The sequence below is a fragment of the Cryobacterium sp. SO2 genome, assembly GCF_026151165.2.
GTDB lineage: Bacteria > Actinomycetota > Actinomycetes > Actinomycetales > Microbacteriaceae > Cryobacterium.
In genome coordinates this window covers 1,296,339-1,318,779 of record NZ_CP117849.1, presented here as the reverse complement: position 1 = coordinate 1,318,779, position 22,441 = coordinate 1,296,339, and the positions used below count along the sequence as shown (strand labels likewise).

At 70.6% G+C, this 22,441-nt stretch carries 16 protein-coding genes; 7 read left to right on the top strand and 9 right to left on the bottom strand.

All coding sequences use genetic code 11. The features are described from left to right. The first annotated feature begins 65 nt into the window (after nucleotides 1-65). The 3 genes from fdhA (at nucleotide 66) to BJQ94_RS06020 (ending at nucleotide 3,491) form a co-directional block, all read left to right on the top strand. A complete protein-coding gene (gene fdhA / locus BJQ94_RS06030; protein WP_265397965.1) occupies nucleotides 66-1,283 on the top strand; it encodes a formaldehyde dehydrogenase, glutathione-independent in 1,218 nt (405 codons plus the stop codon). Nucleotides 1,284-1,478: 195 nt separating this feature from the next. Then, nucleotides 1,479-2,171 (top strand): NTP transferase domain-containing protein, encoded by a 693-nt coding sequence (locus BJQ94_RS06025; RefSeq protein WP_275875570.1) that lies wholly within the window; start codon nucleotides 1,479-1,481, stop codon nucleotides 2,169-2,171. Between the two features lie 114 nt (nucleotides 2,172-2,285). Continuing rightward, entirely contained in the window at nucleotides 2,286-3,491 is a 1,206-nt protein-coding gene (locus tag BJQ94_RS06020) for a molybdopterin molybdotransferase MoeA (protein ID WP_265399045.1), read from the top strand. Nucleotides 3,492-3,533: 42 nt separating this feature from the next. On the opposite strand, the gene BJQ94_RS06015 is transcribed toward BJQ94_RS06020, so the two are convergent. Continuing rightward, a complete protein-coding gene (locus BJQ94_RS06015) occupies nucleotides 3,534-4,061 on the bottom strand; it encodes a 2'-5' RNA ligase family protein (RefSeq protein WP_265399044.1) in 528 nt (175 codons plus the stop codon). Nucleotides 4,062-4,088: 27 nt separating this feature from the next. Further along, nucleotides 4,089-5,597 carry an HNH endonuclease signature motif containing protein gene (locus BJQ94_RS06010; protein ID WP_275875569.1) on the bottom strand — a complete coding sequence of 503 codons (1,509 nt, stop codon included), beginning with the start codon at nucleotides 5,595-5,597 and terminating at the stop codon, nucleotides 4,089-4,091. 211 nt (nucleotides 5,598-5,808) lie between these two features. Here BJQ94_RS06010 and BJQ94_RS06005 point away from each other — a divergent pair, with 211 nt between their 5' ends. Then, nucleotides 5,809-6,123, top strand: a complete 315-nt coding sequence (locus BJQ94_RS06005; protein WP_265397748.1) for a DUF6457 domain-containing protein — start codon at nucleotides 5,809-5,811, stop codon at nucleotides 6,121-6,123. A gap of 5 nt (nucleotides 6,124-6,128) precedes the next feature. Here the strand turns inward: BJQ94_RS06005 and BJQ94_RS06000 are convergent, their stop codons facing one another. The 6 genes from BJQ94_RS06000 to nirD form a co-directional block, all read right to left on the bottom strand. Next, nucleotides 6,129-8,507, bottom strand: a complete 2,379-nt coding sequence (locus tag BJQ94_RS06000) for an FdhF/YdeP family oxidoreductase (protein WP_265397747.1) — start codon at nucleotides 8,505-8,507, stop codon at nucleotides 6,129-6,131. A 350-nt stretch (nucleotides 8,508-8,857) separates the two neighbouring features. Next, nucleotides 8,858-10,651, bottom strand: a complete 1,794-nt coding sequence (locus BJQ94_RS05995) for an FAD-dependent oxidoreductase (RefSeq protein WP_265397746.1) — start codon at nucleotides 10,649-10,651, stop codon at nucleotides 8,858-8,860. Further along, a complete protein-coding gene (locus tag BJQ94_RS05990; RefSeq protein WP_265397745.1) occupies nucleotides 10,644-12,812 on the bottom strand; it encodes a molybdopterin oxidoreductase family protein in 2,169 nt (722 codons plus the stop codon). The genes BJQ94_RS05995 and BJQ94_RS05990 overlap by 8 nt, the downstream gene beginning before the upstream one ends. A 138-nt stretch (nucleotides 12,813-12,950) precedes the next feature. Next, nucleotides 12,951-14,387 carry an MFS transporter gene (locus BJQ94_RS05985; protein WP_265397744.1) on the bottom strand — a complete coding sequence of 479 codons (1,437 nt, stop codon included), beginning with the start codon at nucleotides 14,385-14,387 and terminating at the stop codon, nucleotides 12,951-12,953. 291 nt (nucleotides 14,388-14,678) lie between these two features. Next, a complete protein-coding gene (locus tag BJQ94_RS05980) occupies nucleotides 14,679-15,500 on the bottom strand; it encodes a CbiX/SirB N-terminal domain-containing protein (protein WP_265397743.1) in 822 nt (273 codons plus the stop codon). Then, the gene (nirD, locus tag BJQ94_RS05975; RefSeq protein WP_265397742.1) at nucleotides 15,497-15,934 is read right to left on the bottom strand and encodes a nitrite reductase small subunit NirD; all 438 of its coding nucleotides are present in this window, start codon (nucleotides 15,932-15,934) and stop codon (nucleotides 15,497-15,499) included. Before nirD ends, BJQ94_RS05980 begins: the two co-directional genes overlap by 4 nt. Nucleotides 15,935-16,162: 228 nt before the next feature. Here nirD and nirB point away from each other — a divergent pair, with 228 nt between their 5' ends. Genes nirB through BJQ94_RS05960 form a run of 3 tightly spaced genes read left to right on the top strand, consistent with a single transcriptional unit; the run spans nucleotide 16,163 to nucleotide 21,228 of the window. Continuing rightward, on the top strand, nucleotides 16,163-18,949 hold the full coding sequence (nirB, locus tag BJQ94_RS05970; protein WP_265397741.1) for a nitrite reductase large subunit NirB: 2,787 nt from the start codon (nucleotides 16,163-16,165) through the stop codon (nucleotides 18,947-18,949). Nucleotides 18,950-18,953: 4 nt separating this feature from the next. Next, the gene (gene cobA / locus BJQ94_RS05965; protein WP_265397740.1) at nucleotides 18,954-20,054 is read left to right on the top strand and encodes a uroporphyrinogen-III C-methyltransferase; all 1,101 of its coding nucleotides are present in this window, start codon (nucleotides 18,954-18,956) and stop codon (nucleotides 20,052-20,054) included. 28 nt (nucleotides 20,055-20,082) lie between these two features. After that, the gene (locus BJQ94_RS05960; RefSeq protein ID WP_345893499.1) at nucleotides 20,083-21,228 is read left to right on the top strand and encodes a uroporphyrinogen-III synthase; all 1,146 of its coding nucleotides are present in this window, start codon (nucleotides 20,083-20,085) and stop codon (nucleotides 21,226-21,228) included. Between the two features lie 245 nt (nucleotides 21,229-21,473). Here the strand turns inward: BJQ94_RS05960 and BJQ94_RS05955 are convergent, their stop codons facing one another. Continuing rightward, nucleotides 21,474-22,352: an LLM class flavin-dependent oxidoreductase gene (locus BJQ94_RS05955; RefSeq protein ID WP_265397739.1), complete on the bottom strand. Its 879-nt coding sequence runs from the start codon at nucleotides 22,350-22,352 to the stop codon at nucleotides 21,474-21,476. Between the last annotated feature and the right edge of the window lie 89 nt (nucleotides 22,353-22,441).

Genomic DNA, 22,441 nt, shown 5'->3' with positions numbered 1-22,441 from the left:
GCCGTGCGCCACAAGCGCGAACCGACCGGTTCAGGTGTCACAACAGGTATCAAGGAGGATACAAAATGGCAGGAAACAGGGCAGTTGCCTACGAAGGACCTGGCAAGGTCGACGTCATCGACATCGACTATCCCACGTTCGAACTGAAGGACGGACCTGGCGTCAACCCGGCGAATGTCGGGCGGCAGGTTCAGCACGGTGTCATCCTGAGAACCATCACCACGAACATCTGCGGCTCGGACCAGCACATGGTGCGCGGGCGCACAACGGCCCCGATGGGCCTGGTGCTCGGCCACGAGATCACCGGCGAGGTGGTCGAAGTGGGCCGCGACGTCGAATTCATCAAGGTCGGCGACATCGTGTCGGTCCCGTTCAATATCTCCTGCGGTCGCTGTCGCAACTGCAAGGAGCGCAAGACCGGCGTCTGCCTGAACGTGAACCCGGACCGTCCGGGCAGCGCGTACGGCTACGTCGACATGGGCGGCTGGGTCGGCGGGCAGTCGCAGTACGTGCTCGTGCCCTACGCCGACTGGAACCTGCTGAAGTTCCCCGACCGGGAGCAGGCGCTGGAGAAGATCCTCGACCTCACCATGCTGTCGGACATCTTCCCGACCGGCTTCCACGGCGCCTTCACCGCAGGGATCGGCGTGGGCTCGACGGCCTACATCGCCGGCGCCGGACCGGTGGGACTGGCGGCGGCGGCATCCGCGCAGCTGCTGGGCGCATCCGTGGTGATCGTGGGTGACCTCAACCCGGATCGCCTCGCGCAGGCCCGCAGCTTCGGTTGCGAGACCATCGACCTCACCAAGGGCGAGCCGCAGGACCAGATCGAGCAGATCCTGGGCGTGCCGGAAGTGGATGCCGCGGTGGACGCCGTGGGCTTCGAGGCGCACGGCCACGGCAAGGACGCCGGTAAGGAGAAGCCGGCCACGGTTCTGAACTCGCTGATGAAGATCACGGCGGCCGGCGGCGCGCTCGGTATTCCCGGGCTCTACGTCACGGGCGACCCTGGCGCTGCCACCGAAGAGGCCAAGGTGGGTTCACTGTCGATCAGCCTGGGCACCGGCTGGGCCAAGTCGCTGTCGTTCACCACCGGTCAGTGCCCGGTGATGAAGTACAACCGGCAGCTGATGATGGCGATCCTGCACGACAAGGTGCAGATCGCCAAGGCCGTGCACGCCCAGCCGATCAGCCTCGAGGATGCCCCGCGCGGGTACGCCGAGTTCGACGCTGGAGCGGCGACGAAGTACGTGCTCAACCCGAACGGCTACCTCAAGGACTGAGTCAGTCGAGTCGGGTCGTCTCTGACCGAGGCGGCAGACAGGCACACCACATCCGGGATCGGGCGGCATCACGCGGCCCGGTCCCGGTTTGTCGTGCGCTGCGCCGGTAGCCTGAATGCGCCGCGGTACCGTGGCCGCGCCCCAGACCCCCGCCCCACGGACCCGCCCCGATCCCGCCCCGATACAAGGACCCCCATGCACACCAAAGCGCCGTCAGCCCGCAGGTGGGACGCGATCGTTGTGGCGGGTGGCCGGGCCAGACGGCTCGGCGGCATCGACAAGACAGCACTGGTCTGGCACGGGCGCAGCCTGCTCGACGGGGTGCTGGCCGCCGCCGCCGGGGCACGGCGGATCTGCGTGGTCGGATCCGACGCCATCCTGCCCGATTCGGTGCTGCGAACCGTGGAGCGACCCCGGTGGGGTGGCCCGGCGGCGGCGATCGTGGCCGGTCTGGAGACGCTGACCGGTGCAGCGGGGGCGGATGCGGATGCCGACTGGGTCGTCGTGCTGGCCGGCGATCTCGTGCGGCCCGGCGAGGCCGTGGCGGCGCTCCTGGCCGAACTCGACGGCCAGGCCGCGGATGGCGTCATCACCGTCGACGCCGCCGGCCGCCGGCAGCCGTTGCTCGCCCTGTACCGGCGCGCGGCCCTCGCCGACGCGGCCGCCGCACTGGGGCCGGCGGAGAACCTGTCCGTGATGAGTCTGATCGGCGGGCTCACCCTGCACGAACTGCACCTGCCCGAAGCACTGAGCGACGATGTGGATACCCCGGCCGACGCCGCCAGGCTCGGCATCGAGGTTCCGCGCCTGGCCACGGTGCCCGATGAACATGCGGGTTCGGGTCGGGCCGCACGTCCGAACGAGCACCCGCCCACACCCCTGGTCTAGCGACGACTGGTTAGCCTTGACCCAGGCGACACCGTCGTCGACGATTACCGAGGAGCGCGCCATGCCCACGATCCACCGCACCGGTGCGAACCGTGCCGACGGCAGGGCTTGCCGATGGGGCGTCCGCTGATGGAGTGGCTGGAGGCCAGGACGAGCGTGCACGGGCTCGGCGCTGGGATGCCCCGGGCCACGGAGGTCGTGTCGCTCGCCGCGGCCGTCGGACGCACCCTCGCCATTCCGGTGCACTCGCTGACCGCGCTGCCGAGCTTCGCGTCCTCGGCCATGGACGGCTGGGCCGTCAATGGCGAGGAGCCGTGGCTGCTCGGCCAGCCGATCCTCGCGGGCGACCCGCCGGCGACCGAGCCCCTCGCCCCGGGAACCGCCCGGCCCATCGCCACCGGCGGCTGCGTGCCGGCCGGGACCCACGGCATCCTGCGCTCGGAGCACGGTGTGGTCGGTCGGGCGGATGCGGCGGGCCGCGCCACGCTCACGCGCTCCGCCCTGGCGGGAGCCGACGAGCCGGCGGCGGGCGAGCACGTGCGCGCCCGCGGCGAGGAATGCGGACTCGACGAACTGATGCTCGAGCCCGGCTGTCTGCTCACCGCGCCGCGTGTGGCGCTGGCGGCGGTGACCGGTCACGACTCCCTCACCGTGACGACGACGCCGACCGTGGAGCTGCTGCTGCTCGGCACCGAGGTGATCGAATCCGGTATCCCCGGCCGCGGCCAGGTGCGGGACGCCTACTCCCCCGAATTCCCAGCCCTGCTCACCGGCCTGGGTGTGCACGTCAGTGCGTTGCGGCGACTGCCGGACGACCTCGACCAGACCACCGCGGCGATCCGATCGAGCACCGGCGCACTCGTGATCAGCACCGGCGGCAGCGCCCGCGGCCCGGCCGACCATGTGCGTGCAGCTCTGGCCGCGCTCGGGGCCACCGTGCTGATCGACGGTGTGCGGATGCGCCCCGGCCACCCTGTGATGGTCGCCCGCCTGGCCGACGGGCGCCTGATGCTCTGCCTGCCCGGCAACCCGCTGGCGGCGATGCTCGTGTTGGCCAGCCTGGGCATGCCACTGATCGACGGGATGCTCGGGCGCCCGCTGGCGACTCTCGGCCGGGTGGCCCTCGCCCACGACGTTGCCAATCTCAGCGGGTCCACCCGCCTGGTGGCGTACCGGCTCACCGAGGAGGGCGCGGTGCCCACGGCACGGCAGGGGTCCGGCATGTTGCGCGGGCTCGCCGAGGCCGACGGCGTGGCCGTCGTGCCGCCCGGCGGCGCCTGCGCGCCCGAACCTGTGGCCACACTTCCGCTGCCCTGGTAGCTACGTCAGGTAGCCCGCCCCGCCGATCGCGGCGATCCCCCGTCAGCCCGCCAGAGCAGTCAGCGTCTTCGTCTCGCCGTTCCAGAACCGCGCCGCAACACAGGACCCCACCGCCGGCGGTTCGCCGAGAACTGCGAGAGCCTCGGTGACCTGATCGGCGCTGAGCCGACGGGCCAGGGTGACGTGCGGCGTCCACCGATCGGGCTGGGTCAGCTCGACTGCCCCGGGAGCCAGCTCGAGAACGGCTCGATGCAGCTCCAGCAGTGCCCTGGTCATCACCACGGGACGCGCGAGCACGAACCGGCCGGAGCCCGCCCGGAAGAGCACCACGCCGGAGACCCGGAGGTCAACCGGCAGCACTGCCCCCGCCCGCTGTGGATCCGGGCCGAACACTGCCTGCAGGGCGTCCTTAATCTCCAGCGCCGGGCCTGCAGCCAGGGTGAGATGTGGTCGATTGCTCGCGCCCTGATGCCGGCCCAGATTGGGAAGTCCCGCGTCCTGGAGGGCCGCCCACTCTGCTGTGAAGGCGGCCTCGGTCGCCAGGTCGAAGGTCAATTCGATGCTGCGCATCTGCTCATCTTGCCCTGCCAGGACAGGTCAGAAGGGTGGATCTTCCGGCGGCTCGCTCGAGGACCGGTCCGGTGCGGGCCTTTCTGTCGGCGTGTCCAGCTGTGTGGCCGGCTGTGGGGGCAGTGTGGGTGGTGGTCCGAGGGTGGTTTCGGGGTAGGTGCGGTGGGTGGCGCCGGCCGGGGAGGTCCAGACCAACACCCCGCCGGGTTCCTGCACGACCGACCACAGGGTCTGGTGCTTGAGCCGGTGGTGGGGGCCGCAGAGGTGGGCGAGGTTGTCGTAGTCGGTGGGTCCGCCGTGCTCCCACGCTGTGGTGTGGTCGATCTCGCTGCGGGATGCCGGCCGGGTGCAGCCGGGGAACCGGCAGGTGCCGTCTCGTAGTCTGAGCCAGCGGCGGAGGTCGGCGGGGACGGTGTAATGCTCTTTCCCGACGGAGAGCACGGCACCGGTTTCCGGATGGGTGAGCAGTCGGGTGAGACTGGGCGCTCCACCGGTGATCTCCCGGGCCACGTCGGCGGGGATCGGCCCGTATCCTTCGAGAAAACCGGGCTCCTCGGTGCGACCCAGCAGGGTGAGCACCGGGACGGTGATCATCACCTGCCCGTGGATGCCGCCGCCGGTGCCGGTCGGGGTGACGCCGTCCAGGGTCAGGTCCGCCAGCGCGTCGGCGCAGATCTGGCCGATCGTGCGGCGCCGGTCTTCCGGGATGTTGTCGTCCTGGCGTTCGGCGTCCTGGGTGGCCTGGGCGATGCGGGTGAGCCGGTCGTGCGCGGCCTGAGTTTGCTCGGCGGTGCCGTACCAGGTGAGAGTGCCCATGCCATCGGGTCGGCCCTCCCACCACACCCCGCGCTCGGCCACGGCGGCTGTGGCACGTTTGGTGAGGGTTTCCGGGTGCCGATGCTCCCGCAACCGCCGGGCCTTCACCTTCAGCTTGCCCACAGTGAGGTCCTTCGCCGCGGGCAACAGCTCTGTTACCAGCTCCGCGGCTTCCTCGAGCGGAATGAAGCTGAGCTGCTCCATCAACACCTGCCCGTGCCGGTAACTGATCTCACCCCGGCTCATCGCCGTCAGTGTCAACGTCATCGGCCCGGCGAACATCGACGATTCGCCGATCAGGTTCTCCGCGGTGCGATCGGCCAGGTGCAGGGCACAGGCGACCTCGCTCGTCACCGTGCGGCGGGCGATCTCCTGATCCTCCCACGCCGCGATCGTCCGCGGGCTCGCCTGCGCGTCGGTCAGGACCGGGCCGCGCGCCCGCTCGAGGGCGTAGTCGGGGTTGAGCAGTTTCGCGTTCACCGGGTCGCTGCTCCACTGCTGCAAATCGGCCAGTGCGCGGGCCCGTTTCGCGTTCGCCTTCGCGATGCCCCGATGGGCTTTCTGGGCCTTCGCGACCTTCCTGGCCAGGGTTGTCCGGGCCTGTTCCTGCAGGGTGCGGCGTCGTCGGTGGGCGTGCTCGTGGGCGCCGGCATCCGGGCCGCGGGTGTCGTGGTCCGGGTCATCCGGATCGGGCGGGAACTGCTCTGCTGGGCTGCTCATGCGTTCATAATCGCACCCACCACCGACACTCCAACCCCTCTCCAAGGGGGTGTGGAAAAGATCTCTGATCGGCCACTTGTGGAGGAGTGGGCGGAGCACGGCAGCCCCCGATTCGTCCCCGAGCCCACGCTCCGGACTGATTGCCGCGCAGCCGGAATGGTGCTATTCCTGGAGCGCGCGAATCGTGCCGCATCCGGCCAGAAGGAGACCCATGACGACCCCCGCTGACGACCCGGGCCGGCTCGATGATCTGAGTCGCCGTCTGACCCAGGCGCTGCAGATTCTCGACCTGGACGTGGACTACCCGTTGCTGCTCGGCCTGGCCGCCGAGACGGCCAGATCCGTGGGCCCTGACGGCGGACCGATCAGCACCTTTCTGGTGGGATACGCGGCCGGCATGACGCGCACCTCGGGCAAGCAGGCCGTGACCGAAGCCGTCCAGCGCGCCGTCGAGGTGGCCACACAGGCCACGCGGAACACCGGCGACGGCGGCAGGGACGACGGGTGGGCGCACACCGCCCAGTAGCTCGCCTAGGAACTCAACACGGCATCCGCTGTGCGAGCCGGTTCCAACCGCACGATGACGGCCTTCGACACCGGCGTATTGCTGCCCTCGGCCACCTGGCCAAGCGGCACGAGCACATTGGCCTCCGGGTAGTACGCCGCCGCACAGCCCCGGGCGGTGGGATACGCCACCGCCCGAAAGCCGCGGAGCACCCGATCGACTCCGTCGTCGTAGACACCGTGGATATCCACCAGCTGCTCGTCGGCCAGGCCCAGCTCCACGAGGTCGTTGGGGTTCACGAACACCACGTGCCGGCCCTTCTTGATGCCGCGATACCTGTCGTCGTGCCCGTAGATGGTGGTGTTGAACTGGTCATGCGAGCGCAGGCTCTGCAGGATGAGGGTGCCGGCCGGCCGCTCGAGGCGTTCGAGGTCGTTGACTGTGAGCATCGCCTTGCCGGTGGGCGTGGGGAAGGTGCGGGAGTCCCGCGGCCCGTTCGGCAGCAGGAAGCCGCCCTCGCGGCGGATCTTGCTGTTGTAGTCGTCGCAGCCCGCGACGACGTGCGAGATGTGCTCCCTGATCAGGTCGTAGTCCCGCTCGAAGCCCACCCAATCCACGTTCACCTTCGTGCCGAGCACGGCCCGCGCCAGGCGGCTCACGATGGCCACCTCCGAGAGCAGGCTGGCTGATACCGGGGCCACCTTCCCCCACGACGGATGCACCGCGCACACCGTGTCCTCCACCGACACGAACTGCACGCCCGTGGCCTGCCGGTCGATCTCGGTGCGGCCCATCGTGGGCAGGATCAGCGCCGCGTCGCCCACCACGGCATGCGACCGGTTGAGCTTGGTGGAGACCTGCACCGTCATCTCCGCACCGTGCATCGCGGCCTCGGCTGCCTGGGTGTCGCTGATCGCCGAGACGAGGTTGCCGCCGAGCGCCACGAAGACCTTGATGTCGCCGTTCTGCAGACCGGTGATGGTCTGCACGGCGTCGGTGCCATGCTCGCGCGGCGGGTCGAAACCGAACTCCCGCTGCAGGGCATCGAGGAACGCCGGCGGCATCTGCTCCCAGATGCCCATGGTGCGGTCGCCCTGCACATTGCTGTGCCCGCGGATCGGCGAGGCGCCAGCGCCGGGCTTGCCGATGTTGCCGCGCAGAAGCAGCAGATTGATGATCTCCTTGATCGTGGCGACACCCTTCTTGTGCTGGGTGAGGCCCATCGCCCAGGTGATGATCACCTTCTCCGCCCGGAGGTACCGGGCGGCGAGCTCGTCGATCTCCGCGGTGCGCAGCCCGGTGGCCTCGAGCACGGCCTGCTCGTCGACCTGGGCGAGATGCGCGGTAAGTTCCTCGAGGCCCTGGCAGTGCTCGCGCAGAAACTCGTGGTCGAGCACAGTGCCCGGGTTGGCGGCCTCGGCGGCGAGCACCCGCTTGGACACTGCTTGCAGCAACGCCATGTCGCCGCCGAGCCGCACCTGCACGAACTGGTCGGCCATGCCGGTGCCGTGGCCGATGATGCCCTTCACCCGCTGCGGGTTCTTGTACCGTTTGAGCCCGGCCTCCGGCATGGGGTTGACCGCCACGATCTCGGCGCCGTTGTCCTTCGCCTCTTCCAGGGCGGTCAGCATCCGCGGGTGGTTGGTGCCCGGGTTCTGGCCCATCACGATGATGAGGTCGGCCTTGCCGAAGTCGTCGTAGGTGATGGTGGCCTTGCCGATGCCGATGGTCTGGCCCATCGCCCAGCCCGACGACTCGTGGCACATATTGGAGCAGTCCGGCAGGTTGTTGGTGCCGAACGCCCGCACGAACAGTTGGTAGGCGAATGCGGCCTCGTTGGAGGTGCGACCGCTGGTGTAGAACGCGGCCTGGTCGGGCGAGTCGAGGCTGTTGAGCTTGTCGGCGAGCAGCCGGAACGCCTCGTTCCAGCTCACCGGCCGGTAGTAGTCGTCGCCGGCGGCCTTGTAGACGGGCTCGGTGAGCCGGCCCTGCATGCCCAGCCAGTACTCGGTGCGGCCGAGCAGGTCGCTGACCGGATGCTCGGCCCAGAACTCTGAGCCGATGGTGATTGGCGTCGCCTCCCAGGTGACGGCCTTGGCGCCGTTCTCGCAGAACTCGAAGGTCTTGCGGTGGGTGGGGTCGGGCCAGGCGCAGCTCATGCAGTCGAAGCCGTCCTTCTGGTTCATCGCCAGCAGGGTCTTGCGACTGCGGGTGACGCCCATCTGCTCCAACGCCGGGATGGTGGAGTGCAGCACCCCGGGAACGCCCGCCGCCCACGACTTCGGCGAGCCGATCTCCAGGGTCGTCTCCCCCGCCTCATCGGCGTTGTCCAGGTGCACAGGGCTCTTCTCCCGCGCCGCACCGGTATCGTGCGCGGGGTTGGTGGTCACTTTTTTGGGCGTCATCCTGGGAATCCCTTCACCGGCCGGAACCGCCGAGCGCTCGCGCGCCGGCACCCGGAGAACACTGGAGTTACCCCTTCAGGGCTATCAGCATCCGTGGCGCACGGCAAGCACTCGGCAACGTTCAGGGCACACTCTGGGCCGCGAAGCGCCTGACGGCACCGCGCGACTTACGCCAAAGTGCCGCTTCGGATGCCCTGAAGGGGCACTTTGAAGCAAGTCGGCGGAGGGCGCTACGCCGACTTCCGCCAAAGCGCCCCTTCGGATGCGCTGAAGGGGCACTTTGAAGCAAGTCGGCGGAGGGTGGCTCGGCGCAGGAGCTCTCGGCGACTGGGGAAGGCTGCGCTGGACGCTCAGGCCACAGTCTGGGCCGCGAAGCGCTCGAGGACCTCGCCGATACGGCCCTTGCAGCCGCCGCAGCCGGTACCCGCGCGGGTGGCCGCCCCAATGCAGGCCACAGTGTCGTTGCCGGCCCGCGCCGAGGTGGTGATCGCCTCGACGGTCACGCCGTTGCACCAGCACACCGTCGACTCGGGTGCAAACGCGTCTCCCGCGGCGGCCGGGTCGTAGTCCGGGCCGTCGAAGCGCAGCAGCACCGACCGGTCGGCGGGCAGTTCGCTGCCGCGCTCGAACAGCAGGGTGAGTTCGGCGCCGGTGCGCGGCATGCCCACGCAGACGAACCCGGTGAGGATGCCGCCGCGGGTGACCATCTTCACGTAACGGCCGTGCTCGGGGTCCGCCCACTGTGCCACGGCCAGCGGGGCCTGGTCACCGGCTGCGCAGCCGTGTGCGTGCGCGTCGGTCTCGGCCAGGGCGGCGTCGAACGGGTCGGCCGAGGTGTCACCGGCGGCGACCACGTCGATGCCCTCGGCCTTGAGCATCACGACGGATGCGCCGGGCTCGGCCGCGACAGCCGGCTCCGCGGCGATGGTGGCCGAGTCGCCCGCCGCCAGACTGCCGCCATCGGTTCCGACGGACGTGTGGTCTGCGATCCCCGCCACCGCCGGTGTGCGCGGAGCGCCCCGGCCCGCGGGAATGCCGGCGGTGATCTCGGCGGTGAATCGCGCCGCCAGCCGGTCGGCCTGGCGCCAGCCCGGCCCGATCAGGCCGGACGGACCACCCGCCGGCGCCATCCTGGCGCCGTTCCAGGCGGCGCCCAGGTCGGCGTCGGCGGGCCGGGCGGCCACGTGTGCGCAGTCGCCGATGGCGTGGATGGACGCATCCGCCCAGCTCTGCAACGACTCATCGACCAGGATGCCCGTCGACACGGGCAGGCCGGCCAGATGGGCGAGTTCGGTGCGGGCGCCCACGCCGCAGGAGAGCACCAGCAGGTCGCCGCTGATCTGCTTGCCGTCCGCGCAGATGAGCGCCTCGAAGCGCTCGACGCCGTCGTCGTCGTGGTGGAACAAAACGCTTTCGGCGCGGGCATGGTTGACCATGGCGACGCCGGCCTGCCTGGCTGCACGGGTGAGCACCGAGCCTGCGCCGCGGTCGAGATTACGGTTCATCGGGATCTCGCCGTGGTAGACCACGCACACCTGCGCGCCGGCCGCCGCGGCGGCCAGGGCGATCTCCATGCCGAGCACCCCGGCGCCGAGCACCACGATGCGTTTGCCGGCCTGCACGGCGGCCAGCACGGTGGCGGCGTCGGCCAGGTCGCGGAGCGCGCTCACGCCGCGGGGCAACGGGGCCTCGGAGGAGTCGAGGCCGCCGGCATCCGCACCGGGCTTCATCAGGCCGCGGCGCACCCGCTTGACACCGTCGAGGGTGGGCACATTGGCGCGCGCACCGGTGGCGAGCACGAGCCTGTCGTAGGGCAGGGTGCTGCCGTCGCCCAGCGAGACGGTGCGGATGGTGCGGTTCACCGACGTGACGTTGGTGCCGGTGAGGATCGTGGCGCCGGCGGCGCGCGCCCGCCCGCCGTCGGTGAGGTCGAGGGCGTCGCGGTGGGTGCTGCCCACGGCGTAGTCGGCCAGGAGCACCCGGTTGTAGGCGTGCACGGCCTCGGCGCCCACCACGGTGAGCTCCGCCAGACCGGCCTCCACCAGCGGCAGGATTTCATCGACGAACCGCGCGCCCACCGGGCCGTAGCCGACGACGACGATGCGCTCGGGGGCCGTCGGCCCAGGGTTGGTCAGTTCAGGCATCCGCCATCACCCTCTCGTGGTCGGTGGCCGGTTGGTCGGGGGCATCGATCGCCCGCACCCGCACGGCGGTGCGCTTGAACTCGGGCATGCCGGAGATCGGGTCGGTGGCCCCGGCCGTGAGCAGGTTGGCGCGCTGGTCGGCGGGGAAGTGGAAGGGCAGGAACACGGTGTCGGGCCGGATGTCGGCAGTCAGCTGCGCGTGGCAGCGCACGATGCCGCGTTCGTTGGCCAGTTCGGCCCAGCCGCCGTCGACGAGGCCGAGCCCGGCGGCCGTGGCGGGGTGCACCTGCATGCGCGCTTCCGGTTGTGCGTCGGCGAGCTCCGGCACCCGTCGGGTCTGGGCACCGGACTGGTAGTGCTCGAGCAGCCGGCCGGTGATGAGGGTGAGCGCGCCCTGTGTCTGAGCCGGCGCGGTCACGGAGCGGGCCGTGACGGCCACGATGCGCGCCCGGCCGTCGTCGTGCGCGAATCTCTCGAGGAAGAGGCGCGGCGTGCCGCCGGATCCGGCCGGGTAGGGCCAGTATGCCGGCTCCCCCGCGTCGAGCAGGGCGTAGTCGAGGCCGGAGTAGTCGGCGATGCCGCCCGCCGAGGCCCGGCAGAGCTCGTCGAAGACCTCGCCGGGCACGGCACTGTAGACCCCGGGGGCGTTCAGCCGGCTGGCCAGCTCCTGGAAGATCCAGAGTTCGCTGCGCACACCGGCGGGCGGTTCTATCGCGCGTCGGCGGCGCAGAACCCGGCCCTCGAGCGAGGTCATCGTGCCCTCCTCCTCGGCCCACTGCGTCACCGGCAGCACCACGTCCGCCAGGGCTGCCGTCTCGGAGAAGAAGAAGTCGCAGACCACGAGGAAATCGAGGTTCTTCAGACCCTGCCGCACACTGTCGGCATCCGGCGCGGAGACCACGACGTTGGCGCCGTGCACGAGCAGGGTGCGGATGCCGCCTGGCATGCCGAGCGCGCCCAGCAGCTCGACGGCGGGGATGCCCGCGCCGGGGATGCTGTGCGGCTCCACTCCCCACACCCCGGCAACGTGCGCGCGGGCGGCTGGGTCGGTGATCTTGCGGTAGCCGGGCAGCTGGTCGCATTTCTGGCCGTGTTCGCGGCCGCCCTGCCCGTTGCCCTGGCCGGTGAGGGTGCCGTAACCGGAGTGCTCGGTGCCGACCAGGCCGAGCACCAGGGCGAGGTTGATGGCGGCCGTTGCGGTGTCGGTGCCGTCCACGTGCTGCTCCACGCCGCGGCCGGTGAGGATGTAGGTGCCCCGCCCGGCGGCGAGCCGGCGGGCCAGGTCGCGCAGCTGCCAGACCGGAACGCCGGTGTGCTCCTGCACCCGCTGGGGGTACCAGCCGGCCACGCTGTAGCGCAGCTGGTCGAAGCCGGTGGTGCGGCCAGCGAGGTAGTCGGTGTCGGCGAGGCGTTCGGCGATGACCAGGTGGGTGAGGCCGAGCAGCAGTACCAGGTCGGTGCCGGGGGCCGGCTGCACGTGCATGCCGGCGCCGTCGTCGGTGAGCCGGGCGGTGGCCGTGCGGCGCGGGTCGACCACGATGAGGCCGCCGGCCTGCCGGGCGCCGTCGAGGTGGCCGATGAACGGCGGCATGGTCTGGGCCACATTGGAGCCGAGCATCAGGATGGTGTCGGCCGCGTCGAGGTCCTCGACCCGGAACGGCAGGCCCCGGTCGAGGCCGAAGGCCCGGTTGCCGGCCGCGGCGGCGCTGGACATGCAGAACCGGCCGTTGTAGTCGATGCGGGAGGAGCCGAGGGCCAGCCGGGTGAACTTGCCCAGCTGATAGGCCTTCTCGTTGGTGAGACCGCCACCGCCGAAAACCCCCACGGAGTCGGCGCCGAACTCGGCGCGGCCGGCGCGGAGCTTCTCGGCGATGAGGTCGAGCGCGTCTGCCCAGGAGACCGGGGCGAAGCTGCCGTCGCTCTGGCGCCGCATGGGTTCGCGGATGCGGTCGGCCGAGCCGAGCAGTTCGGCCGCGGTCCAGCCCTTCTTGCAGAGGCCGCCGCGGTTGGTGGGAAAGGCCCGGCCGGCGATGGTGACCGGGAGGCTGATCGCATCCGCGGGTCGGGTGGGGGCTGCCGAAACGGGCGTGAGCGTGGCGGGCGTGAGCGTCATTGCGCACTGCAGGGCGCAGTACGGGCAGTGCGTGTCGACGGCATTCACGGTGTGGCCCTTCAAATGTGCGATACAAGTCCGCGAGAGCGGCCATGTGGTTGCTTCGGCGGTGCTGAGGCGACCACACGACCGCTTTCGCGGGATGTGCGGGAGGTGCGGGAGGTGCGGGGTGAGATTGTGCGGGAGTTAGATGCGGTGGCCGGCCACCGAGGAGCCCCGGCGGAGGTAGACGAACGCGGTGACGGCCATCATCACCACGTAGGCACCGGCGAAGGCGTAGATTGCGCTGGAGTAGTCACCGGTTGAGGTCTTCGAGAAGCCGAGCACCTGCGGGATGATGAATCCGCCGTAGGCACCGATCGCGGAGATGAGGCCGAGGGCCGCCGCGGTCTTGCGCTGCGTGTTGACGTCGCCGGAGTTCTTGTGGGCATCCGCGACCCCGCTCTTGGCGGCGAAGACGCTGGGGATCATGCGGTAGGTGGAGCCGTTGCCGACGCCGGTGGCGACGAAGATGAGCAGGAACGTGACCAGGAACAGCCAGAAGTTGCCCAGCGGCAGCACCAGGTTCACCAGCACCGCGCCGACGGCCATCACGGCGAAGGCCGAGACCGTGACCAGGGCGCCGCCGAAGCGGTCGGCCAGGCGGCCGCCGAACGGGCGGGCCAGCGAGCCGGTGAGGGCACCGAGGAAGGCGAGCGACAGCGACGCCGAGACGACGTGGAAGGTGGAGAACTCGGGGAACTGATCGGCGATGAGCTTGGGGAAGACGCTGGCGAAGCCGATGAAGGAACCGAAGGTGCCGATGTAGAGGAAGGCGAGGATCCAGAGGTGCGGTTCCTTGACGGCGGCGATCGAACCGGCGAAGTCGGCCTTCGCGCTGGAGAGGTTGTCCATGTACTTCCAGGCGCCGAACATGGCGAGCAGGATGAACGGCACCCAGAAGAAGCCGGCCAGCGGAAGGTTGAGCGTGCCGAGGGCGCCGAGGGTGATCACGATCGGCACCACCAGCTGGGCCACGGCGGCACCGAGGTTGCCGCCGGCGGCGTTCAGGCCGAGTGCCCAGCCCTTCTGGCTCTGCGGGTAGAAGTAGGTGATGTTCGACATCGAACTGGCGAAGTTGCCGCCGCCGAGGCCGGCGAGCGCGGCGATGAGCAGCATCACCGGGAACGGCGTCTCCGGGTTGCCCACCGCGAAGCCGAGGGCGATCGACGGGATGAGCAGCAGGCCCGCGGAGATGATGGTCCAGTTGCGGCCACCGAACTTGGGCACCAGGAAGGTGTAGGGGAAGCGCAGGGTGGCGCCGACCAGGCTGGGGATCGAGATGAGCCAGAAGATCTGGCCGGTGTCGAAGGTGAAGCCGGCATTGGGCAGCTGCACCACCACGATGCTCCAGAGCTGCCAGATCACGAAGCCGAGGAACTCGGCGAAGATCGACCACTTGAGGTTGCGGGAGGCGATGGCCTTGCCACCATTGGCCCACTGCGTCGGGTTCTCGGCGTTCCAGTTGTCGATCCACCGGCCCGGGCGGTGCACCAGTTCGGCGGATGCGGCGGGGACGGCTGTGTCGGTGCCGACTGTGTCCGTGGCGAACGGGGAGGGTGGGGCGCTGGTCGTCGGGGTCATCAGGTTCTCCTCAAGAATGTGGTGCCGGGAGTGCTGCGCTGGCTGCGTGACACTGACGCTACGCATCCGGTGTTTCGGTGGAAGGCTGGGTCAGTTACCTTTTGGTCACCGTGTTGTCACCCCCGCCGGGTGGCTCTGATAGGCCGCTGTTACATGTCGGACACATGAGCGCGGTGGCGCTCAGGGGTGAGCCTGTCGAAGTGGAACTCGCGACACACACGCAGGTCACGAAGTCTCGACGAGCTCGACCAGCGAGTGGGAGCCACACACAGACCCGGTCGCCTCGACTGGTCAGGGGCGGGGGCTGAACGACCAGGGCAGGCCGGCGAGCGCCTGCTCCAGCCGGGAGGCCGACGCGTAGAGGTCGAGCACCACGTCAACGAGTTGCCGCGGCGGTGCTTCTCCGTCTACGAGCAGCGGGCGGCTCACGGCATCCGCGCCGCAGTTCTCGGCCAGGCCGGCGAAGTAGCCGGGCGCCAAAAGATAGGTGGCCACCACGACCCGGCCGGGTGCGCCGGCGCGGGCGGTGAGCACGGCGTCGGCCAGGCGGGGCTGGGCGGCGGAGATGAAGCCGACGGTGACGGGCCGGCCGAGAACCACGGCGAGCTGTTCGCCGAGGGTGTGGCAGTCGGTGACGGCGTTCGCGTCGGTGGAACCGGCGGCGGCGAGCACCACGGTGTCGTCGCGCTGGAGGTCGAGCTCGCACAGCCTGTCGGCGAGGATGCGCGCCAGCCGCGGATCGGGGCCGAGCGCCCCGGTGACCCGCACGGGCTGGCCGGCCTCTGCGGCGGCCTCGGCGAGGTCGACCCGCACGTGGTACCCGGCCGAGAGCAGCAACGGCACGATCACGACGGGCCGGTCGGCTGAACTGCCGCCCTCGGCCGGACCGGCGGCGATCCCGGCCAGGCAGGTGGGCACATCCGGGCTCTGCACGTCGACATAGCCGCCCACCACGGTGAGCTGCGGCGCCGCTGCGGCCACGGCCTCGACGAGGGCCAGCACGGCGCGCTGGCCGGCCGGGTCGCTGGTGCCGTGCGAGGTCGCCAGCAGAACCGGGGCGAGACCCCTCTGGGCCGTGCGCACCGGGCCCGTGCGCACCGGAACGCTGATCATGCGGCCGCGAACTCCACGTCGACGGGCGCCGCTGTGCCCAGCTGAGCCTCTTCGTTCACCTGGGCCTGTTCGTGCACCTGGATCTGAACCGTGCCGTGGTCGACGCGCACCGGGAAGGTGCGCAGTGCGTAGTCGGCCGAGGTGAAGCACTCGCCGGTTTCGAGGTCGTAGACCTGCTTGTGCAGGGGGGAAGCCAGGGTGGGCCGGGCGCCGCGCGACCCGACGATGCCGCGGCTCATCACGAACGAGCCCGTGGCCGGATCCTGGTTGGAGACCGCGAAGAGGCTGCCGTCCGGGAGTAGCACGAGGGCGATCTGCACGCCGTCGATCAACGCGGCCTCACCCCAGAGTGGTTCGAGGCGGTCGAAGTCGCACACGCTGGTCCACTCGGCGGCGGTGCCGGTGGAGTCGTGCGAGTCGGTGGTTGTCTGCACGGGGTCCTCCAGTGGTTGTGAGCAAGTGGGGTGAGCTGGTCCTGATGTCAACGGTAAGCAGCCCGCGTGTCGGCCATCGTGCGAGGCCGTGACGATCGCGTAACGAAGACCTCTCAGTGCTCCCCCCACTGCGTGAGGCGCCCGTCACACTCCGTTACTCCGGCGACACGGTAGGGAAATCGCCGACTTTTAGGCTGACGGAACAGCTCACCACCTGGAAGGCCTCCCATGGACAACGTCACCCCCGCCTCGGATAACTCCGGCACGCCCCGACGCGTCCTGGTGATCGGCGGCGGCCCCGCCGCCCACCGGTTCACCGAGGCGATGGCCGCCCGCGCCACGGCCGCCGGGCCCGGTTCCGCCGCCCACACCGTGACGGTGTTCGGCGAGGAGCCGCACCTCCCCTACGACCGGGTGGCGCTGTCCCGCCGCCTCGTCGACTCCGAAGACCTCACTCTCGGCGACACAACTCTGTGGGACTCAGAGTCGATCAGCTACCGCAGCGGCAGCAAGGTGACCGGCCTCGACGCGGATGCCCGGGTCATCACCCTCGAAGACGGCGAGCGCATCGACTACGACGATCTGGTCTTCGCCACCGGCTCGGCCGCCACGGTGCCGCCCATCCCCGGTGCAGAGGCCGGCCACGTGTACCGCACTCTCGAAGACGTCGACTTCCTCGTGGGCGAGGTCGCCCGGCTCAAGGAACGGCTGGGTCGCCCGGCCAACGTCGTGGTTGTCGGCGGCGGACTGCTCGGCCTCGAAGCCGCCGGCGGGCTCGCCAGGCTCGGCGCCGCATCCACTCTCGTGCACTCGGGCAACTGGCTGATGAGCGCCCAACTCGACGAGGGCGCCGGTCAGGCGCTCGGCCGGCTGATCGGTGCGCAGGGCATCACCCTGGCTCTCGGCACCCGGCCCACCGAGATCCTGCGCTCCCCCACCGGCCGGGTGCTCGGCGTCGCCCTCGGCAACGGCACCCAGCTGCACGCCGACCTGGTGGTCTTCTCCATCGGCATCACCCCGCGCGACGAACTCGCCCGGGCCGCCGGCCTCGAGCTCGGTCCGCGCGGCGGCATCGTCATCGGCGACGACTGCCGCACCTCGGCCGACGGCATCTGGGCGATCGGCGAAGTCGCCAACATCAACGGCGTCTGCGTGGGCCTGGTCGCGCCAGCCAACGCCATGGCCGAGGTCGCCGCCGCCCGGTTGCACGGCGGCGAAGCGCTCTTCCCCGGCATCGACGACGCCACCAAGCTCAAGCTCTCCGGCGTGGAGGTCGCCAGCTTCGGCGACGCCCTCGGCCGCACCGAGCACTGCCTCGAGGTGGTCTACGCCGACCCGGCCCGCGGCCTGTACCAAAAGATCGTCGTCACGGGCGACGCCAAAACCCTGCTCGGCGGCATCTTCGTCGGCGACGCCTCGCCGTACACCTCGCTCCGCCCGCTGCTCGGCCGGGAACTGCCCGCAGAGCCCGGCGCCTACCTCTCCGCCGCCGGCGCCGAACCGCCCGCCGGCACCGACCTGCCCGACGACGTGCAGCTCTGCTCCTGCAACAACGTCTCGGTCGGCGCCGTGCGCGAAGCCATCCGCGGCGACCACGGCGAGGCCTGCACCGAACTCGGCCCGCTCAAGGCCTGCACCCGCGCCGGCACCCAGTGCGGCTCCTGCGTTCCCCTGGTCAAGAAGATCCTTGAAACCGAGCTGAAGAAGGCCGGCATCGAGGTCTCCAAGGCCCTCTGTGAGCACATCATTCTCAGCCGCAGCGAACTGTTCGAGAGCGTGCGCATCCTGCAGCTCACCTCGTTCGACGACATCATGGAGCGCTTCGGCACCGGCCTCGGCTGCGACATCTGCAAGCCCACGATCGCGTCGATCCTGGCCACCCAGACCAACGGTTATGTGCTGGATGCCGGCCGCGGCGGCCTGCAGGACACCAACGACCGTGCCCTGGCCAACATGCAGAAGGACGGCACCTACTCGGTGGTGCCGCGCATCCCGGGCGGGGAGATCACCCCGGCCAAGCTCAAGGTGATCGCCGAGGTCGCCGAGGAGTACAAGCTGTACACGAAGATCACCGGCGGCCAGCGCATCGACATGTTCGGTGCCCGGCTCGAGCAGTTGCCCGAGATCTGGAAGATCCTCGTCGACGCCGGCTTCGAATCCGGCCAGGCCTACGGCAAGAGCTTGCGCACCGTGAAGAGCTGCGTGGGCAGCACCTGGTGCCGGTTCGGCGTGCAGGATGCCGTCTCCATGGCCATCCAGCTCGAGCTGCGCTACCGCGGGTTGCGGTCGCCGCACAAGTTCAAGCTCGGCGTCTCGGGCTGTGCCCGCGAGTGCGCGGAGGCCCGCGGTAAGGACATCGGCATCATCGCCACCGAGCTGGGCTGGAACCTCTACGTGGGCGGCAACGGCGGCTTCCAGCCGGCGCACGCCCAGCTGCTGGCCCAGGACCTCGACGACGACACCCTGATCGCCTACATCGACCGCTACCTGATGTACTACATCCGCACCGGCGACCGCCTGCAGCGCACCGCGCGCTGGCAGGAGGAGCTGCCCGGCGGACTCGAGCACGTGCGCGACGTGGTCGTGAACGACAGCCTGGGCCTGGCCGCCGAGCTCGAACTCGCGATGTCGGCACACGTGGGCAGCTACGAGGACGAGTGGGCGGCGACGCTCAAAGACCCGGAGCGCCTGCGCCGGTTCCGCTCGTTCGTGAACGCGCCGACCACCCCCGACCCGGCCATCGTGCAGGTTCTCGAGCGTGGCCAGCCGCGCCCGGCCTGGCCCGCTGAGCGCGACGCGGCAGCGACCGCTGCCGTACCGACCGGCGCCGTGCAGACCGGCGCCGACTACTTCGGCGTCAGCGTCAACGAACCCGACGACGACGCTCCGGCCACCGGACCCGTCCTGCTCGCCGGCGCGCGCATCCCGATGCGGCCGGCGGACCGCGCCGCCACCGCCTCCTCCGTCACCGCACGACACGAAGCCGCCGCCGGCGCGCACGACAAGGGAGAATGACACCATGCCGACACCGTCGCTCGACATTTCGCTGAACGTCTCCGGCCGCCGCGTGCTCGTGCTCGGCGGCAGCCGTCCCGCACGCCGTGTGATCGCCCGCTACGTGGCCGCCGGCGCCGTGGTCTACCTCGCGGCCGACACGTTCGAGGTGCCCAACCCGCAGGTGCGCCCGGTGGCCTGGCCGCACTCCCCCGCGCTCTGGCGCGACCTCGTCTCCGCCGTCGACCTCGTCGTGGTCGTCGATGTTCCCGCCGAGGCCCAGCCGCTGGTCGCCGCTGCCTGCGCCGAACGGTCGGTCTGGCTCACCCGTGAGGCGGCCGCTCCGGTCTCCCGGCCCGGCCATGTCACCCTCGTCGGCGGCGGCCCCGGCGACGACGACCTGCTCACGGTCGCCGCGCTCACCGCGCTCCGCGGTGCCGACATCGTCTATTACGACAGGCTCGGGCCGCGCGCCTTGATCGACGAGTGGGCTCCGGGCGCCGAGTTGGTGAACGTGGGCAAGCTTCCGGGCCACCACGCCGTGCCGCAGGTCGAGATCGAACGGATGCTCGTGGCCAGCGCCCTGTCCGGCCTCACCGTCGTTCGCCTCAAGGGCGGCGACCCGTTCGTGTTCGGTCGCGGCGGCGAGGAGATGGCCGCCTGCCGTGCCGCCGGCGTGCCGGTCACCGTCATTTCCGGGGTCACCAGCGCCATCGCCGTGCCGGCGCTCGCGGGCATCCCGGTGACCCACCGCGATGTCTCGCGCCTGTTCACCGTGCTGAGCGGCCACGTGCCGCTCAGCGAAGACGAACTGGCCCACCTGGTGGGCCTGGGCGGCACCATCGTTGTGCTCATGGGCGTGGGCACCCTGCCGCACCTGGCGAGCGGCCTGGCCCGCCACGGCATGCGTGCCGACATGCCCATCGCCATCATCGAACGCGGCTTCTCCACGCAGCAGCGCACCACGGTGGCCGACATCGACACCGTGGTGCGGGTGGCCGGCGAGGTCGGCGCGCGCTCCCCAGCCGTGCTCGTGATCGGCGAGGTCGTGCGGCTGGCCCAGTGCGACGACGCCGCGGCCGTAGCGGTGCTCGCGAACGCCGCTACACTCTCAGGCCAGAGGTAACCCTGCCCAAGACGTTCTGCCCCAGACCATCGGAGACACCGTTAACGACATCGGAATCGAAGCCGGACTGCCCGGCTTCCGCCCGGACCAGCTCGAGGGCTTCCGCATCGGCGTCACTTCCGACCGCAGAAGCGAAGACCTGATCGCTGCGTTCGAGAGACGTGGCGGCGACGTCCTGCACGCCCCGGCCATCCGCATCGCGGCCGCTGCCGACGACTCACAGATCACCGCGGACACCGCCGCGATCATCGCCGCACGCCCCGACATCCTGTTGGCGACCACGTCGTACGGGGTGCGTCGCTGGTTCGAGGCGGCGGATGCGGCCGGGCTCGGCCACGACCTCACCACCACCCTCGAGCACAGCCGTATCTTCGTGCGCGGCCCCAAGGCGCGCGGCGCGATCCGCGCCGCCAACCTCGACGACTCCGGCATGAGCGACGAGGAGACCACCCGTTCGCTCGTGGACAAGGTGCTCGGCGAGGGCGCCGCCGGGCTCACCGTTGCCGTGCAGCTGCACGGGTTCACCGACGAGTCCCAGATCGAACGCCTGCGCGACGCGGGGGCCACCGTGCTCACCGTCGCCCCCTACCGCTGGCTGCTGCCGGAGGATTCGAGCCGGGTGCTCAAACTCATCGACGCCGTCTGCACGGGCTCCCTGGACGCCGTGACGTTCACCAGCGCTCCGGCCGTCGAGGCGCTGTTCGGCGCAGCGGATGGCGTCGGCAGGCTCGACGCGTTGCAGGAGGCCCTGCGCGGACCGGTGGTGGCCGCCGCGGTCGGCCACGTCACCGCCGCTCCCCTCGTGGCCGCCGGCATCACACCGATCGTGCCGGAGCGGTTCCGCATGGGCGCGCTCATCAAGCTGGTCTGCGACTACCTGGCCGACGAGCGCGTGCTGCGCCTGGACAGCCGGCACGGGCTGGTGGAACTGCGCGGCCGGCAGGTTCGGGTGGCCGGCACATCCGCCATGCTGCCGCCGACCTCGCTGACGCTCCTGCGCGCACTTCTCGCCGCACGCGGGTCGGTGCTCTCCCGGGCCGACCTCACGGCCGCGCTACCCGAGATCCAGGACGACCACGCCGTGGACGTGGCCATCAGCCGGCTGCGCCAGGCCCTACCGGTGCCCGCGCTGGTCGCCACCGTCATCAAGCGCGGCTACCGCATCGACGTCTAGCCCGACAGCCTGCCTCGCTGCGGGTTGCTCTGCGCCGACTTACGTCAAAACGCCCCTTCGGGCGCCCTGAAGGGACAGTTTGCGGCAAGTCGGCGGGTTGCTCTGCGCCGACTTACGTCAAAACGCCCCTTCACGTGAGCTGAAGGGGAATTTTGCCGCAAGTCGGCGAGGGGCTTCTCGTCGAATTGCTTCGACTGGGCGAAGTCGCTGCGCCAGCCCGGGGGGACACTCGGGCGGGCGGGCGCTCAGGCCAGGCGGGCGGCGACCTCGTCGAGGACCGACTCCGAACCGGCGTAGATGCCGTCGGCGCGCGGCCAGTGGCTGATCACATCGGTGAAGCCGAGCTCGGCGGCGCGCCCGACGGCGTCGTCGAAGGCGCCGAGGCTCTGCAGCGAGTATGCCCCGCCGCTGTCGAGCGACAGGTACCTGTCGAGGGTGCCTGGTTCGCGGCCCGCCGCGGCGAGGGTGTCGTCGAGCCGGTGCGACAGGGCCGCCACCGCGTTCCACCAGTCCTCGCCCACGGCGCCGTCGGCTCCGGTGGTCACCCAGCCGGCGGCATGCTCGGCCACGAGCCTCAGCCCCTTGGGCCCGTTGGCCGCGATCACGAACGGCACCCGCGGGCTCTGGGCCGGCCGGCCCACCATGCGTGCGTCCACCGCGGTGAACCAGTCACCCGAGAAGCTGAAGCCACCCGCGCCGGGCTCCTCGTGGCGCAGCAGCTGGTCCAGGTCGGTGACGAACTCGGCGAATCTGTCGTGCCGTTGGCGCGGCGTGTACGTCGGCTGGCCCAGCACGAAGGCGTCGAAGCCCGTTCCGCCGGATCCCACCCCGAGCGTGAGGCGTCCGCCGGAGATCTCGTCGACGGTGGCGATCTCCTTGGCGAACGGCACCGGATGCCGGAAATTCGGTGACGCCACGAAGGTGCCGAGCCGGACCCGGTCGGTGACCGCCGCGGCCGCGGCCAGCGTGGGAATGGTGGCGTGCCACGGCTGATCGGCGAGGCTGCGCCAGGAGAGGTGGTCGTAGGTCCAGGCATGGTCGAAACCGTACTGCTCGGCGCCTTGCCACCGCCGGCGGGCTTCCGGCCAGGCGAACTGGGGCAGGATCACAATTCCATAGCGCATACCCGCAGTCTACAAATCGGCTCGGACAGAGCGCCCGCTACGGGATCTGTCACAGCAGCCACGACCCCCGCGCCGTGGCGCTCTGACGG